Consider the following 14,031-nt stretch of genomic DNA (forward strand, 5'->3'; position numbering starts at 1 on the left):
AATTAAACTTTTTGAGCATATTTGAATGAGAGGGCTAAATTATTTTTGAAGAAGGGTCTGTCGAAATGACAGCAAGGGTATTATGATATCGTTAAAATGATATCTTTACAATAGGTTTTGTTTGCTCGGAGATTTATAATTGTAAAATTTGTGGCAAAAAGAAACCGAAATCAAATCTGTTTACGCGGGAGAATTATGGAATTTAGATGCAAAAAAGCAGGAAATGAATGTTACGGCGTAAAGGAGCTAACCCTTTTGTCTGAGATTAGTCAGCGACTAATTCAGAGCAAAGAACTCAAAAATGATTTGTCGGTAATTCTGGAGCTTCTGGTTAAAAGTCTCTATGCAGAAAGAAGCTTTCTTACAATTTTCAACAGGCAGAATTCAACAATTTATATTGAAGCTGCATATGGTTATAGTTCAGCGCAACAGGCCAGAGGAAAGTATGATTTAGGAGAAGGAATTATTGGACGAGTCGTTGAGTTAGCGAGACCGATTGTCGTTGACAAGATCGCAGAATCGAGTTTGTTCCTGAATAAAACCCAGCAGGAACTCAAATCGAAGGAAGGAAAAGATTTAACTTATGTATGTGTGCCGGTTATGGAAGACGGACAGGTGACGGGCGCGCTAAGTTTAATCAGAGTCTACAATCCGTTTATTACCAAAGATGAAAACCTTTATTTACTGTCGGTTATCGGCGGCCTCATTTCACGTGTTGTGAGCTCGAAGCAGGAGCAGGTGGAAGAATTGGAGGTGCTCCGTCAGAAAAATAAAGAACTACAAAGCAAGCTGGACGATGACCATCGCCCGGTAAATATTGTCGGAAACTCGGGGAAAATGCGCGACGTGTATTCTCTGGTGAATATGGTGGCCGAGACAAACTCGACTGTTCTGATTCGCGGGGAGAGTGGTATTGGTAAGGAATTGATTGCCGATGCGATACATTACACCAGCAAGCGCGCGAAGAACAGCTTTGTGAAAGTGAACTGTTCTGCACTTCCCGATTCGCTGATCGAAAGTGAATTGTTCGGGCATGAAAAAGGTGCTTTTACCGGGGCCGACAGTCGCCGCAAAGGGCGTTTCGAGCTGGCTGATGGTGGAACGATATTCCTGGATGAAATCGGGGATATTCCGCTTTCGACGCAGGTGAAGATCCTTCGTATTCTTCAACAGCGCGAGTTCGAACGGTTGGGCGGAACCGAAACGATTAAAGTTGATGTGCGTATTGTTGCGGCAACAAACCGAAACCTGGAAAAAGCCATTGAGGACGGTGAGTTCCGCGAGGACTTGTTCTATCGGATCAATGTTTTCCCGTTGTACATTCCGCCATTGCGCGAACGCCGCGACGACATTCCGTTGCTGGTTGACCACTTCATCGAAAAATTCAATAAGCGAAACGGAACGGGAGTGAAGCGAATCACAACCAGCGCGCTGAATATGCTGATGGTTTACAGTTGGCCGGGAAACATCCGGGAACTTGAAAACTGTGTGGAGCGGGCTTGTATTTTGACGACTGATAACGTGATCCATTCCTATAATTTGCCACCATCGTTGCAAACAGCCGACTCGACAAACACACAGTCTCGTGGAGGTTTGGTTTATACGGTTGAGCAGGTAGAGAAACAGTTGATCCGAGAGGCATTAACAACAACCAAAGGGAATATTGCCAAAGCGGCAGACCTGTTGATGGTTACTGAACGGATGCTGGGAACACGTGTAAAGAAGTACGAAATCGACGCCTGGCGTTTTAAAGTCTAGTTTAGTAAGGTTTTTATTCACCGCTATTTTAGCTACTTTCAAAAGCAAAAATGCATTTGACTTTTGTTGAAATTGATCTGGAAAATCAGGAGCATGTTGATGCTTTGATCGTTCTGTTGGATTGCTACATGCAAGACCCGATGGGAATTAGCGATCCAATGCCTGAGGGATTGGCGCCGAAAATAATCAGTGGTTTGCGGGAGTATCCCGGTTATTTGGGGTTCCTGGTGAAAGCTGGTGATCGTTATGCGGCCTTAGCAAATTGCAATCGAAACTTCTCGACCTTCAAAGCCAAGTACCTGATCAATATTCACGATTTTATTGTACATCCCGACTTTCGTGGGCAAGGTGTCGGACAGTTTCTGCTGGACGAAATTGCTTCCTACGGCGAGCGGAATGGTTATTGCCGCGTCAATCTCGAGGTTCGGCACGACAATGAAAATGCTCAGAAATTGTATATAAAGGCCGGATTTGTTGAATGTAATCCGCCCATGTATTTCTGGGAACGAGTTTGGTAAATTATTTTTTCGACATGTTATAAAAGAAAACACTCCCGGATTCGAGAGTGTTTTTTCTGTTTATCGCCTTTTCTACGTTTCGGCTAGTTCGAACTATGATGTGAGTTAAACAAGTCTCTTTAGTTTGACGTTTCCACCGAGATCAGTTTCCCGAGTTTCATGAAGATCCCGCCGTTTACGATGAAGTTTTGGCTGTCCAAAGCATAAACACCAACAGCTTGGTCGTCGACTGCACTGGTGCTTGTACCGGTAATGTAAAAGTTTGAAATTGTTGCCGTCGCATCTCCTTTTAGCATTATACCGTAGGAATTTGTTCCCGAAGCTTTTGTTCCAGAGATATTCAGGTTCGTTAAGGATACCGGTGGGTTAATATCTGTGCTGCTTCCAGTAATCTCAATCCCGCTTCCGGTTGCATTTTTTACCGTCACATTCGAGGTTGTAGCTGATGACTCAGAGATGATAAGTCCATTTCCATCTGTTGAATTAATGCTAATATTAGCGAGGCTGAAGCTTTTGGTTGGAGATTCAGATGTTGTGTTTTTAGCTAAAGTCAGTGCATCGTGAGCTGTGTTGGAGATTTTTATACGATCAAGTTGGCCGGAACAGCTATACATTATAAAAATGCCTTTTCCTTGAGATTCGTCTATAGTCATATCTTCAATCGAGAGGTCATCGACATTTCCGAGGATACATACAGCGGCTGTTTCTCCTGAGTTAACCGAGTTCAATACTTTGATATTATTGAAAGTTAAGCGACTGGTTTGACTAGATCCCGCGCTTCCGTTTTTGTAAATAGCACGTTCGAATGCTGACATACGAAGGTTACTTAACGTGACATCTGTAAGCCCGGATTCGATAGAAAGGGCAACGCCGCCGCCGCTTGATGCAAAGAGTATATTGTCAATCGTCACATTGCTGGCGTTAATTGTAAAGGCGTTTGTGCCTTTCGTAGAGATTGTTTTAGGGGCACCAAGCGACTCCATACGGAGGCTGTAGGCAATAGTGATTGGGCTAGTAATTTCGAAGTCAGCGTCGATAACAATATTGGAAACTTGATTCTCGATTGCTGTTTTTAGTTCAGCTTCGGTGCTGATGTAGTCGCCGGTAGTTGTAGCGGATGCCTCGGCTGTCAGCGATTTCCACTCGGTACCATTGTAGCCAAGAAAATCTTTATCGTCAGCATCGTAGCGGATCATACCTTCCGCGGAAATTGTATCGTTGTTCCCCGACAACCGAAGCTCTTTCAGCTCGGTTAAACCGTCGGTGTATGAAATCGATTTATCCTCTGAGCCTAGTGTCCACAAGGTATCAACCACTGTTGTTTCTGTTCCGGCATCAGCAATCATTGATTTCCATTCCGTACCGTTGTAACCCACAAAATCTTTCGTTGTGGAGTCAAAGCGAATCATTCCTTCTTCTGCGTCAACATTGCTGCTTCCTGAAATTTTCAGATCTTTCAACTCAGTCAAACCATCGGTATATGAGATGGATTTTGTTTCGCTATCTACAGTCCACAGGGTATCCACAATTGTGGTTTCAGTTCCTGCAGCAGCAGTCACAAGTGATTTCCATTCGCTGCCGGTGTAGCCGGTGAAGTCTTTCGTGTCGGCATCGTAGCGAATCATCCCTGCTTCCGGAGTAGCATCGCTGTTTCCAGAAATTACGAGGTCTTTCACTTTCGTGACTCCATCATTGTAGGTGATTGATTTGCTGGTTGCATCAACAGTCCAGAGAGTATCAACAATCGTCGTTTCTGTATTTGTTGAAGCGGCAATCATCGATTTCCATGCTGTGCCATCGTAGGCTTGGAAGTCATTGGTCGAATTGTCGAAACGAATCATCCCTGCTTCCGGCGATAAGTTACTGCTGCCCGAGATTTTTAAGTCTTTTAGTTCAGTTAAACCGTCGGTATATGAAATCGATTTGGTTGCAGCATCAACTGTCCACAGGGTGTCAACAACTGTTGTTGTTGTATTGGTCGCAGTCGCTGTCAACGATTTCCATTCCGTTCCGTTGTAGCCTTCGAAATCATTGCTACTGGTATTGAAACGAACCATCCCTGCTTCCGGTGACAGATTGCTACTACCATAGATTTTCAGGTCTTTCAACTCTGTTAATCCATCGGTGTATGAAATCGAATTGTTTTCGGTATTAAAAGACCAAAGTGAGCTTGATGACTCAGAGGATGAATTGCCTTCAGTTAGTGACTTCCACTCCGAGCCGTTGTATCCAATGAAGTCGTTGCTTGAAACATCGTAACGAATCATCCCCGCTTCCGGAGAAAGATCACTGCTGCCGTTAATTTTTAAGTCCTGTACTTCTGTAAGCCCTTTCGTGTATGATAACGAATAATCGCCTGAGTTATACTCCCATGGATTATCCATTGATTTTACAGCATAAAGTGCAATTGGCACTGCTGTAACATTCGATATACCCAGCAATTCTCCGTTCATGGTTACTCGGATTTTGTAGGCTCCGGCTCCCCAATCAATATCGGTGAAGCTTCCACTTGTTGCAGTTCCTTCTCCGATTTTGAAGTTGACAATTCCGTTGGTGCCAGTGTCAATTCCGGTATGTGTTTCGGAATAAACGGCTTGGCTGTTTAAGATGATGTCGATCGCAAAATCGACAACTTTATCGGTCATTACTTTTCCTTCAGAGTCTCGTACGACAGCTTGATAATTAAATGAATAGGGTGTTTGGGCGAAGACGCTTACCTGGAGCATCAATAGTGCCAATATGACTAATAACCTGTTCATTGTTCTAAGATTTAATAATTTTAAACGTTCGCAATTTCTGATTTTCCTGATTGTAAAATTTGATGAAATAAATCCCTTTGGGATAAAGTGATAGGTCCAACTGTTGTGTACCCGAATTGTAGTAGTCACTGTAGTTCATAACGACTCTGCCAGTGATATCTGTCACTGAGACATCCATTGCCAATTCTTTCGCGAAGGAGTACGCGATATTAATCGTCTTTTTGAAGGGGTTAGGGTAAACGCTAAGTTCCTCGTCCTGAAATTCTTCCTCTTCGTCAATTCCACTCACGATGCCCTGTTCGGTCGAAGCAGACCCCAAATCTGATTGATGGAATCCTTGGGTGAGCATTACAGTAGCACCTTGAAATGCATCTGTTATCACTTCACCAACCGTAAAATCGACCATGTAACTGCTTGACTGCATTGTGCCACCCGCGTTGCCAGTTACCCGCAACTCTGCCTGTTCACTTTGGGCTTTTGTGCTAATGGTCAAAATTGAACATAACACGGCACCAAACAAAAGTAATTTGTTCATTTCTCTCTTTCATTTTTTCCACATTCCTAGCTCGACCCAAACGCATATAGCGCATACGTTGGGCCATAATTTTCCCTTACAAGCTCAAATTGCTGCCACTCTGAAACAGCAATATTAAAATGCGTTAACAATGAAAAGTGAGTATTTCTTTTTTGAATCTTCGCGCCATCTCAGAAATGGCAATAGGGTGATAAAATTGAAGAATCTTTCATTCCACTCGAAACGCTCTCTTTCCTAAAAAATTCAGTCAAATAATCAAACGCAATAGATTACCCGACACGAATTAATGCCGAAAATGCAAAAAAGGTTCCACATAACAAGCATATTTTTTCAAAAAAAATCGCTATCTTAAATTAATCCAAATAATAAATTGTCAGCGTGTTGCAGGGTTCTCTACTCTATCTTTAGCTTTAGTTAACTAAAATAGTAATACGGTAATTTTTACTTTATGGCAATGGAGTTTCTTTGAATATTGGCTTTTTCAATTGACAGCTTTTCTATTTTTAGAAATGACTTCCTATTTAGGGTTATTAACAAACATTATGATTAAATTATTTAAATGAACTTTTTTTCAAAACGTGTGCACTAACAAATTTTGCACGTTGGCTGTTGTTAGTACTATAAAATTGAACATTCGATACAAAATGAAAACAATATTGATTACCGCTGCAGTAAGTTTAGCCCTGGCCGTTGTAATAGGTGCCTTTGGAGCACATGGTTTAAAATCGAAGTTGTCGCCCGAAATGATGGACGTCTATAAAACGGGAGTTGAATATCATTTCTACCATGCTTTGGGATTACTTTTAGTAGGAATTTTATCCATTCAGATGCCTTCTTCGCTCATCAATTTCTCAGCTTTGTTTCTGTTCCTGGGAATCGTGATTTTCTCAGGTAGTTTATATGTACTTGCTATAACCGGAATAAAATGGATCGGTGCAATCACGCCAATTGGCGGTTTGTGCTTTATTGCCGGATGGCTTTTGCTTGTTTTGGCGGTTCTTAAAAAATAGCGACCCGAAGTTTTATTTTTTAGAATCTCTTTCCTCATGTGCAGACGATGTTTGTTTTAGTGGAGGCAGAAGGAGAGGAAGAATCGCCTTTTTCAAAAAAATGCTTCTGTTTATTAAGAAATTATGACCTGTTTATTTAGATTCGATATAAATCATAGGTTCGTTAATTTCAAATACAAAAATGTCTTTAATTTCCCTATCGGATTGTTTTTCAGATTTTTTTGTTTAAAAGTAATGAGAATAAGTTGAATATATATCCAGATATCTGTATTTGTTCCTTCCGTAAAAAGTCTCTTCCGGATTTTTTCAAATAAATTAAGATTTACATTTGCTAGCTCATTTTCATCCGAATATTAATATGTATTCAATGCCGGATGAAACCCTCATGCTTTGTGTATGTAATGCCCTCCTTTAAGAGAGTAAAAGCATTGCGTGTCCGTTTCACTGACATTACTTAGAGCTTGTGTTATGAGTAGTGAAATGTTAATTCTGTTCTTTGTTGTCGCCATTATTTTAGTTGGAGGAGCAATCGTCTTTTCCTCATTGGCTGCGCCCAGCTCGCTTAATCCTGCGAAGTCCGAACCCTACGAATGTGGTATTCCAACCGAAGGTCCTGCCTGGATCCAGTTTAATGTTGGTTATTACCTGTTCGCAATTATTTACCTCATTTTCGATGTTGAAACTGTGTTTCTGTTCCCTTGGGCAACAGTGATGCGCAATATCGGCATGAGAGCCTTTGTCGAGATAATCATTTTCTTTTTTATCCTGGGAATCGGATTGTTGTACGCATGGAAAAAGAAAGCACTGAGATGGGTATAAAAATTAAATCAATGAATTACGAAGAATTCGAAGACAATGACTCTTTGGAAATCTTCAAGAAATCCGGTGGTAGTATTTTAATGACGAGTATTGATAACCTCCTGAACTGGGGGCGTTCGAACTCAGTATGGCCGTTGACTTTTGCTACCAGTTGTTGCGGGATTGAAATGATGGCAGCTGGAGCATCGCGGCACGACTTTGCCCGCTTCGGGATCGAAGTTTACCGTGCTACACCACGTCAGGCAGATGTGATTGTGGTTGCCGGAACAATCGTTCACAAAATGGCGCCAATCCTGAAACGCCTTTACGACCAAATGGCTGACCCCAAATATGTGATTGCGATGGGAGCCTGCGCCATTTCCGGTGGCCCCTTCTTCTATAATTCCTACAGCGTTGTGCGCGGAGTTGACCATGTGATTCCGGTCGATGTGTATGTACCGGGCTGTCCGCCGCGCCCCGAAGCATTGCTATACGGTGTGATGCAATTGCAACGCAAAATACAAACCGAATCAATTCGCGAACCTCGCAAAGCCAACGATAACCTGCTTTAACCGGAAGTCATGGAAAAACTCGAATTACGAACCGAATTACAAAAGCATTTTCCCGAAGCAGAATTTCCCGAAAATACGCCAATCACCGAAATGGTGATCTCCAAAGATAAAATCCACGAAGTTGCCGCAACGCTGAAAGCCGAAGAAGCTTTGGCTTTTGATTACTTAATCAGTATGACCGCGGTGGACTGGAAAGAAAAAATGACGCTCGTCTACCATCTTGAATCTGTTAATCATCGTCATGTATTGGTGTTGAAAGCAGATGTTACCGATCGAACAAATCCGCAGATTGATACGGTGGCTGATGTTTGGCCAACTGCGAATCCGCACGAGTGCGAAGTTTTCGACTTGTTTGGAATCCGCTTCAATAATCACCCGGCGTTGCGCCGCCTGTTTTTGGAAGACGATTACGGCTATCCTTTGCGGAAAGATTTCCTCGACGAAGTCAATTTCATTGAACGTTAATCTCCTGTTATGAGCGAAGAAATAATTAAAGATGTCATCATCGGCGAAAGCGAGGATTACATCATTAATATGGGGCCTCAGCACCCGTCAACGCACGGTGTTTTAAGGCTGGAAGTTTGCCTGCAAGGGGAAACGGTAAAATATTTGATCCCGCATGTCGGTTATATCCACCGAGGGATTGAGAAAATGTGCGAGGCGAATACGTATCCGCAAATCATTCACCTGACCGACCGGATGGATTACTTGTCAGCACACATGAATAACGAAGCAGTTTGCTTGTGTGTGGAGAACGCGTTGCAGATTGAAGTGCCTGAAAAAGTAAAATATGTGCGCACCATTTTGTCAGAGCTTAACCGCCTTGCTTCGCACCAGTTGTGGTGGAGTGCTTTCGGGATGGACCTTGGAGCATTGACAACCTTTTTCTACGGTTTGCGCGACCGGGAATTGATTCTCGATATTTTCGAGGAATCCTTCGGTTCTCGCTTGCTGCACAGTTTCAATACGCCGGGTGGTTTAATGCACGATATTCATCCGAATTTCCAGACGCGGGTGAAAGAATTCATCACCTATTTCCGTCAAAAACTTCCTGAATACGACCAGTTGCTGACCGGCAATGTCATTTTTGAACAACGCGCCAAAGGTGTCGGTGTAATGAGCAAAGAAACAGCAATCGCCTACGGTGTGACCGGACCGTCGGGCCGTGGTTCTGCCTTCTCTTGTGACTTGCGGAAACATGCGCCTTACAGCGCCTATGACAAAGTACAGTTCAACGAAATTTTATATACGGAAGGCGACACCTTTGCCCGCTACAAAGTTCGGATGGACGAGATGTGGGAATCGATGAACATCATTGAGCAATTGGTGGACAACATTCCGGATGATGGCTTTTCGGCGAAAATGAAACCAATCATCAAATTACCGGCCGGCGAGTATTTCCAACGGGTTGAAACGGCTCGCGGCGAGTTTGCAGTGTTCATTGTGAGCGATGGCGACAAAAAGCCTTATCGCATCAAGTTCCGCTCGCCCAACTTCAGTAACCTTTTTGTGATGAACGAACTGGCCAAAGGTGGAAAGATTGCCGACCTGATTGCGATCAGCGGTTCGCTGGACCTGGTAATTCCTGACATTGACCGATAATATCTGTGTGCTATGCAGTCAACCATTTATAATTTTCAAGATTTAACAGGATCAGTTGATTCCACTTTTCTGAGCTGGTTTGGAACCACCGGTGCGCTAATTGCAGAGCTGGTGCTGGTTGGAATCGTGTTCCTGGCTTTTTACGCGTTACTGGGTTTGTTTCTGGTATACCTTGAACGTAAAGTTTGTGCAGTCATTCAAAACCGTTACGGGCCTAACCGGGTTGGTCCGCTGGGATTGTTCCAAACGGTAGCCGACCTTATCAAGTTGCTGATGAAGGAGCTGATCCCGATTCGCCGCTCGGACAAATTCCTGTTCAACCTGGCACCTTTCATCGTCATCATCGCTTCATTTATGGCCATTGCTGCTACGCCTTTTGCCAGAGGTTTGCAGGCTGTTGACCTGAACATCGGGGTGTTTTATGTGATGGCAGTTTCGTCGCTAGGTGTGGTGGGGATTCTCATTGCCGGTTGGTCGAGTAACAGCAAATATTCACTGATTGGTGCGATGCGAAGCGGAGCCCAGATTGTGAGCTACGAGCTTTCAGTTGGTTTGTCGCTACTGGCGATTGTAACTTTCGCCGGTACAATGCAACTCTCCGGAATTGTGGAAAGTCAGGCTGATGGCTGGTGGATTTTCAAAGGACACATTCCTGCGATTATCGCTTTCATCATCTTTTTAATTGCCAGTACAGCGGAGATCAACCGCGGACCTTTCGACCTGGCGGAAGCCGAATCGGAATTGACAGCTGGTTTTCACACCGAATATTCCGGTATCAAGTTCGCCTTCTTCTTCCTGGCCGAGTATATTAACATGTTTATTGTGGCGGCCATCGGGGCAACCGTGTTCCTCGGCGGGTGGATGCCTTTCCATATCGGTTCGTGGGATGCTTTCAATCACGTGATGGATTTCATCCCGTCGATGGTTTGGTTCTTCCTGAAAGCGTTCTTCATTATCTACATCATCATGTGGTTCAAGTGGACTTTCCCGCGTTTGCGGATCGACCAGTTGCTGACCCTGGAGTGGAAATACCTGATGCCGCTGAGCTTGATTAATATCATCATCATTGCTTTTATCGTCCTGATGGGATGGCACTTTTAAACGAGTAGAAGATGAATAGTGTAATTCAATATTTCAAAGATATTTTTCACGGCGTTTCCACCTTGTGGTCGGGAATGCGCGTTACCGGAAAGTATTTTGTGAGCCCGGGCGAGATTGTCACCCAAAAGTATCCGGAGAATCGGGCGACCCTGAAAATGGCTGATCGTTTCAAGGGCGAGATTGTCATGCCGCACGACGATAATAACCAACACCGTTGCACCGGATGTGGCATTTGCGAAATGAACTGTCCGAACGGCTCCATCGAAGTGCTGACCAACCGGGTTGCAAATGAAGATGGAAAATTGGTTCGTGTAATCGATAAGCACGTGTATCATCTGTCGATGTGTACGTTTTGCGGATTATGTGTGAAGACCTGTCCGTCGGATGCATTGGCATTCGGCCAAAAGTTTGAGCATGCCGTTTTCGATCGCCATAAATTGACTAAAATTTTGAACCGCGAAGGTTCATCACTCAAGAAGGAGGTTAAATCATGAATATAGCAATGTTTTACCTGCTTTCAGCAATAATCCTTGTGTTCTCTATATTGACTGTTACCAGCCGGAAAATCCTGCGAGCGGCAGTTTACCTTTTGTTCGTGCTGATTGGAACATCGGGAATTTATTTTCAGCTGAACTACGAATTTTTGGCCGCGGTGCAGCTGACGCTGTATGCTGGCGGTATCGTGGTGCTGATCATCTTTAGTATCCTGCTGACACATCATATCGATCACAAATTTGAACGACCGGCGCTCTTCAATTTGCTGGGTGGTATCGCAGTGGCGGCAGTCGGTGTTGGAGCCGTGTTGTACACTGTTTTTGATCATCGCTTTGTGCCTTCTGCTGCTCCGGCGGTGGATGTGAATATGACCGTGATTGGTGAGCAGCTGCTCGGCATGGATAAGAATGGTTATGTACTGCCCTTCGAGCTGATCAGTATTTTGTTGCTGGCCGCTTTGATCGGCGCAGTTGTGATTGCAAAAAAAGGAAAAGAAACCGAAGAACTTTAAAACCATGATAGAGGGAATTCCAATTTATCACTTTCTCGTTGTGAGCACCATCATGTTTTTTGTTGGTGTGTGCGGATTCATCATCCGGAGAAACTTGATTACCATGCTCATGGCAGTCGAACTGATTTTGAACTCGGTGAACATCAACTTTGTGGTTTTCAACCGCTATTTGTATCCTGACCAGTTGCAAGGGCATTTTTTCACCCTGTTCATTGTGGCTGTTGCAGCAACGGAAGCGGCTGTAGCCATTGCATTGATCATTAACATTTATCGTCGCTTTAAGAATATTGAAGTGCAGAATGTTAGCGAGATGAAATATTAGTGATTGACTATTGATTAACGATTAACGAATGCAGATTATCGATTCAAGAGTGCACTGGAACTTGAAACCTGGAACTCGAAACTGATAGCTGTAAACTGAATAACTGAAAAAATTACATCATGACAGGATATGCTTATACTGTACTGATTCCGTTGATTCCTCTGGCGATGTTTTTGATCATCGGTTTGTTGACGGTAAAATGGAAGCCGATCGTTTTCGGAATCATGGGAACCATCGGCATGGGAACTTCATTTGTGCTCTCGCTGATCACCGCCATTAATTATTTTTTCGTGGTGGGGCCGGGACCAAACGGTTTTGAACCGATTATTGCGACTAAAGTCACCTGGTTGCGCCTGACTGAATTCCTGCACATCGATTTGGGCGTCATGCTCGACCCGATTTCGGTGATGATGCTGGTGGTGATTACCACGGTTTCGTTGATGGTGCACCTTTACAGTATGGGTTATATGAAAGGAGAAGTTGGTTTCCAACGCTTTTATGCTTTCCTGTCGCTGTTCTCCTTTTCGATGTTGGGACTGGTGCTGGCAACCAACATTTTCCAGATGTACATTTTCTGGGAGCTGGTGGGTGTGTCGTCCTTTCTGTTGATTGGTTATTACTACGAAAAACCTTCGGCAGTGGCCGCTTCGAAGAAGGCGTTCATCGTAACGCGTTTCGCCGACCTTGGATTCCTGATCGGGATTCTGGTTCTGTCATTCTACACAAAAACATTCGACTTTGCGGATTTAACTGCGCCTCATACAACCATTTTTGCTGAAAGCGCTTCGGTAAGTTTCATGGGCGTTTCTGTATTTACCTGGGCAATGATCCTCATTTTTATGGGTGGTGCCGGTAAATCAGCCATGTTCCCGCTGCACATTTGGTTGCCCGATGCGATGGAAGGCCCGACTCCGGTTTCTGCCTTGATCCACGCCGCAACGATGGTTGTTGCCGGTGTTTACTTGGTTGCCCGCATGTTTCCGGTATTCCATTTTCAGGCACCCGATGCACTCGAAATTGTTGCCTGGGTTGGTGGTTTTACCTCGCTGTTTGCTGCCGTAATTGCGATGACGCAGTTCGACATCAAGCGTGTGTTGGCCTTTTCAACTTTGTCGCAAATCGGTTACATGATGCTCAGTCTGGGTGTCTCCGGATACGGTGGCGAAGAAGGTTTGGGCTACATGGCTTCCATGTTTCACTTGTTTACACACGCTATGTTTAAAGCGCTGTTGTTCCTGGGAGCTGGTTCCATCATTCACGCGGTACATTCCAACGACATGAACGACATGGGCGGTTTACGCAAATACATGCCTATTACGCACATCACCTTCCTGATTGCCTGTTTGACAATCTCGGGTATTCCACCGTTCTCTGGTTTCTTCAGTAAGGACGAGATTTTGGTAGCCGCTCACAATTACAGCACAACGCTGTTTTCAATCGAATACATTACAGCAGGTTTAACTGCCTTCTACATGTTCCGTTTGTATTTTCGGGTGTTCTGGGGAAATGAACGTCATTATCATCACACGCCGCACGAATCGCCGCTGGTGATGACCATCCCGTTGATGGTGCTGGCTTTTGCATCGATCTTCTCGGGCTTCCTACCTTTCAGCGAGCTGGTAACTTCCGACGGTATTGGTTTCGAAACTGAAACTCACCTGATGGTTGCGCTTCCTTCAGTATTGATTGGCGTACTTGGAATTGTGGTGGCCTTCATTTTATACAAAAAAGAAAGTCTGGTTCCGAAAGCAATTACCGAAAAATTGGGGATCTTCTATACGGCAACTTTGAATAAATTTTACATCGACGAGATTTACCTGTTTGTGACCAAGAAAGTCATCTTCAACTATGTGTCTCGTCCGGTGGCTTGGTTCGACCGTCACATCATCGACGGATTCATGGTGGGCATCGGAAAAGTAACCGAAAAAACATCGTACGAAATAAAACAAATGCAGTCGGGGCAGTTGCAGCATTATGCGTTTGCCTTTGTGGCCGGCACCTTGATCTTGGTGTTGTCAATTTTGTACTGCTTCATTTAGAATTAGAAATT

14 protein-coding genes are annotated in these 14,031 nt (G+C 44.1%); 12 read left to right on the forward strand and 2 right to left on the reverse strand.

Annotated elements, in window-relative coordinates; translation table 11 throughout:
• Positions 1–195: 195 nt before the first annotated feature.
• Together BC643_RS16045 and BC643_RS16050 are read left to right on the forward strand one after the other, a co-directional pair.
• Positions 196–1,758, forward strand: a complete 1,563-nt coding sequence (locus BC643_RS16045; protein ID WP_120274043.1) for a sigma-54 interaction domain-containing protein — start codon at positions 196–198, stop codon at positions 1,756–1,758.
• A gap of 50 nt (positions 1,759–1,808) precedes the next feature.
• The gene (locus tag BC643_RS16050) at positions 1,809–2,276 is read left to right on the forward strand and encodes a GNAT family N-acetyltransferase (protein WP_120274044.1); all 468 of its coding nucleotides are present in this window, start codon (positions 1,809–1,811) and stop codon (positions 2,274–2,276) included.
• A 119-nt stretch (positions 2,277–2,395) separates the two neighbouring features.
• Here BC643_RS16050 and BC643_RS16055 read toward each other — a convergent pair whose 3' ends face one another.
• Both BC643_RS16055 and BC643_RS16060 read right to left on the reverse strand, forming a co-directional pair.
• Positions 2,396–5,035, reverse strand: a complete 2,640-nt coding sequence (locus BC643_RS16055; RefSeq protein ID WP_147377246.1) for a right-handed parallel beta-helix repeat-containing protein — start codon at positions 5,033–5,035, stop codon at positions 2,396–2,398.
• A 4-nt stretch (positions 5,036–5,039) separates the two neighbouring features.
• Positions 5,040–5,570: a T9SS type A sorting domain-containing protein gene (locus BC643_RS16060; RefSeq protein WP_120274046.1), complete on the reverse strand. Its 531-nt coding sequence runs from the start codon at positions 5,568–5,570 to the stop codon at positions 5,040–5,042.
• A 644-nt stretch (positions 5,571–6,214) separates the two neighbouring features.
• On the opposite strand from BC643_RS16060, the gene BC643_RS16065 reads away from it, so the two are divergent.
• The 10 genes from BC643_RS16065 to nuoL all read left to right on the forward strand — a co-directional run bounded on the left by BC643_RS16065 (position 6,215) and on the right by nuoL (position 14,020).
• Positions 6,215–6,580 (forward strand): DUF423 domain-containing protein, encoded by a 366-nt coding sequence (locus BC643_RS16065; protein ID WP_120274327.1) that lies wholly within the window; start codon positions 6,215–6,217, stop codon positions 6,578–6,580.
• Between the two features lie 468 nt (positions 6,581–7,048).
• Positions 7,049–7,399 carry an NADH-quinone oxidoreductase subunit A gene (locus BC643_RS16070; protein ID WP_120274047.1) on the forward strand — a complete coding sequence of 117 codons (351 nt, stop codon included), beginning with the start codon at positions 7,049–7,051 and terminating at the stop codon, positions 7,397–7,399.
• Between the two features lie 11 nt (positions 7,400–7,410).
• Positions 7,411–7,950 (forward strand): NADH-quinone oxidoreductase subunit B, encoded by a 540-nt coding sequence (locus BC643_RS16075; RefSeq protein ID WP_211338074.1) that lies wholly within the window; start codon positions 7,411–7,413, stop codon positions 7,948–7,950.
• Positions 7,951–7,959: 9 nt separating this feature from the next.
• Positions 7,960–8,415, forward strand: a complete 456-nt coding sequence (locus BC643_RS16080; RefSeq protein WP_120274048.1) for an NADH-quinone oxidoreductase subunit C — start codon at positions 7,960–7,962, stop codon at positions 8,413–8,415.
• A gap of 9 nt (positions 8,416–8,424) precedes the next feature.
• Complete coding sequence (locus tag BC643_RS16085) at positions 8,425–9,552, forward strand: NADH-quinone oxidoreductase subunit D (protein WP_211338075.1); 1,128 nt, start codon at positions 8,425–8,427, stop codon at positions 9,550–9,552.
• 12 nt (positions 9,553–9,564) lie between these two features.
• On the forward strand, positions 9,565–10,653 hold the full coding sequence (gene nuoH, locus BC643_RS16090) for an NADH-quinone oxidoreductase subunit NuoH (protein WP_120274049.1): 1,089 nt from the start codon (positions 9,565–9,567) through the stop codon (positions 10,651–10,653).
• 11 nt (positions 10,654–10,664) lie between these two features.
• On the forward strand, positions 10,665–11,147 hold the full coding sequence (locus BC643_RS16095; RefSeq protein WP_211338076.1) for a 4Fe-4S binding protein: 483 nt from the start codon (positions 10,665–10,667) through the stop codon (positions 11,145–11,147).
• Positions 11,144–11,659, forward strand: coding sequence for an NADH-quinone oxidoreductase subunit J family protein (locus BC643_RS16100; protein ID WP_120274050.1), 516 nt, complete (start codon positions 11,144–11,146; stop codon positions 11,657–11,659). The genes BC643_RS16095 and BC643_RS16100 overlap by 4 nt, the downstream gene beginning before the upstream one ends.
• 4 nt (positions 11,660–11,663) lie before the next feature.
• Positions 11,664–11,981: an NADH-quinone oxidoreductase subunit NuoK gene (gene nuoK, locus BC643_RS16105; RefSeq protein WP_120274331.1), complete on the forward strand. Its 318-nt coding sequence runs from the start codon at positions 11,664–11,666 to the stop codon at positions 11,979–11,981.
• 119 nt (positions 11,982–12,100) lie between these two features.
• On the forward strand, positions 12,101–14,020 hold the full coding sequence (gene nuoL, locus BC643_RS16110) for an NADH-quinone oxidoreductase subunit L (RefSeq protein ID WP_120274051.1): 1,920 nt from the start codon (positions 12,101–12,103) through the stop codon (positions 14,018–14,020).
• Positions 14,021–14,031 lie beyond the last annotated feature (11 nt).

The organism is Mangrovibacterium diazotrophicum (assembly GCF_003610535.1).
GTDB lineage: Bacteria > Bacteroidota > Bacteroidia > Bacteroidales > Prolixibacteraceae > Mangrovibacterium > Mangrovibacterium diazotrophicum.

What these genes read in the sequence shown, in the direction of transcription:
- BC643_RS16070 (WP_120274047.1), top strand. Translation starts at nt 7,049, where the DNA reads ATGAGTAGTGAAATGTTAATTCTGTTCTTTGTTGTCGCCATTATTTTA.
- BC643_RS16085 (WP_211338075.1), top strand. Translation starts at nt 8,425, where the DNA reads ATGAGCGAAGAAATAATTAAAGATGTCATCATCGGCGAAAGCGAGGAT.
- nuoL (WP_120274051.1), top strand. Translation starts at nt 12,101, where the DNA reads ATGACAGGATATGCTTATACTGTACTGATTCCGTTGATTCCTCTGGCG.
- nuoK (WP_120274331.1), top strand. Translation starts at nt 11,664, where the DNA reads ATGATAGAGGGAATTCCAATTTATCACTTTCTCGTTGTGAGCACCATC.
- BC643_RS16065 (WP_120274327.1), top strand. Translation starts at nt 6,215, where the DNA reads ATGAAAACAATATTGATTACCGCTGCAGTAAGTTTAGCCCTGGCCGTT.
- BC643_RS16050 (WP_120274044.1), top strand. Translation starts at nt 1,809, where the DNA reads ATGCATTTGACTTTTGTTGAAATTGATCTGGAAAATCAGGAGCATGTT.
- BC643_RS16075 (WP_211338074.1), top strand. Translation starts at nt 7,411, where the DNA reads ATGAATTACGAAGAATTCGAAGACAATGACTCTTTGGAAATCTTCAAG.
- BC643_RS16080 (WP_120274048.1), top strand. Translation starts at nt 7,960, where the DNA reads ATGGAAAAACTCGAATTACGAACCGAATTACAAAAGCATTTTCCCGAA.
- BC643_RS16095 (WP_211338076.1), top strand. Translation starts at nt 10,665, where the DNA reads ATGAATAGTGTAATTCAATATTTCAAAGATATTTTTCACGGCGTTTCC.
- BC643_RS16055 (WP_147377246.1), bottom strand. Translation starts at nt 5,035, where the DNA reads ATGAACAGGTTATTAGTCATATTGGCACTATTGATGCTCCAGGTAAGC.
- BC643_RS16045 (WP_120274043.1), top strand. Translation starts at nt 196, where the DNA reads ATGGAATTTAGATGCAAAAAAGCAGGAAATGAATGTTACGGCGTAAAG.
- BC643_RS16060 (WP_120274046.1), bottom strand. Translation starts at nt 5,570, where the DNA reads ATGAACAAATTACTTTTGTTTGGTGCCGTGTTATGTTCAATTTTGACC.
- BC643_RS16100 (WP_120274050.1), top strand. Translation starts at nt 11,144, where the DNA reads ATGAATATAGCAATGTTTTACCTGCTTTCAGCAATAATCCTTGTGTTC.
- nuoH (WP_120274049.1), top strand. Translation starts at nt 9,565, where the DNA reads ATGCAGTCAACCATTTATAATTTTCAAGATTTAACAGGATCAGTTGAT.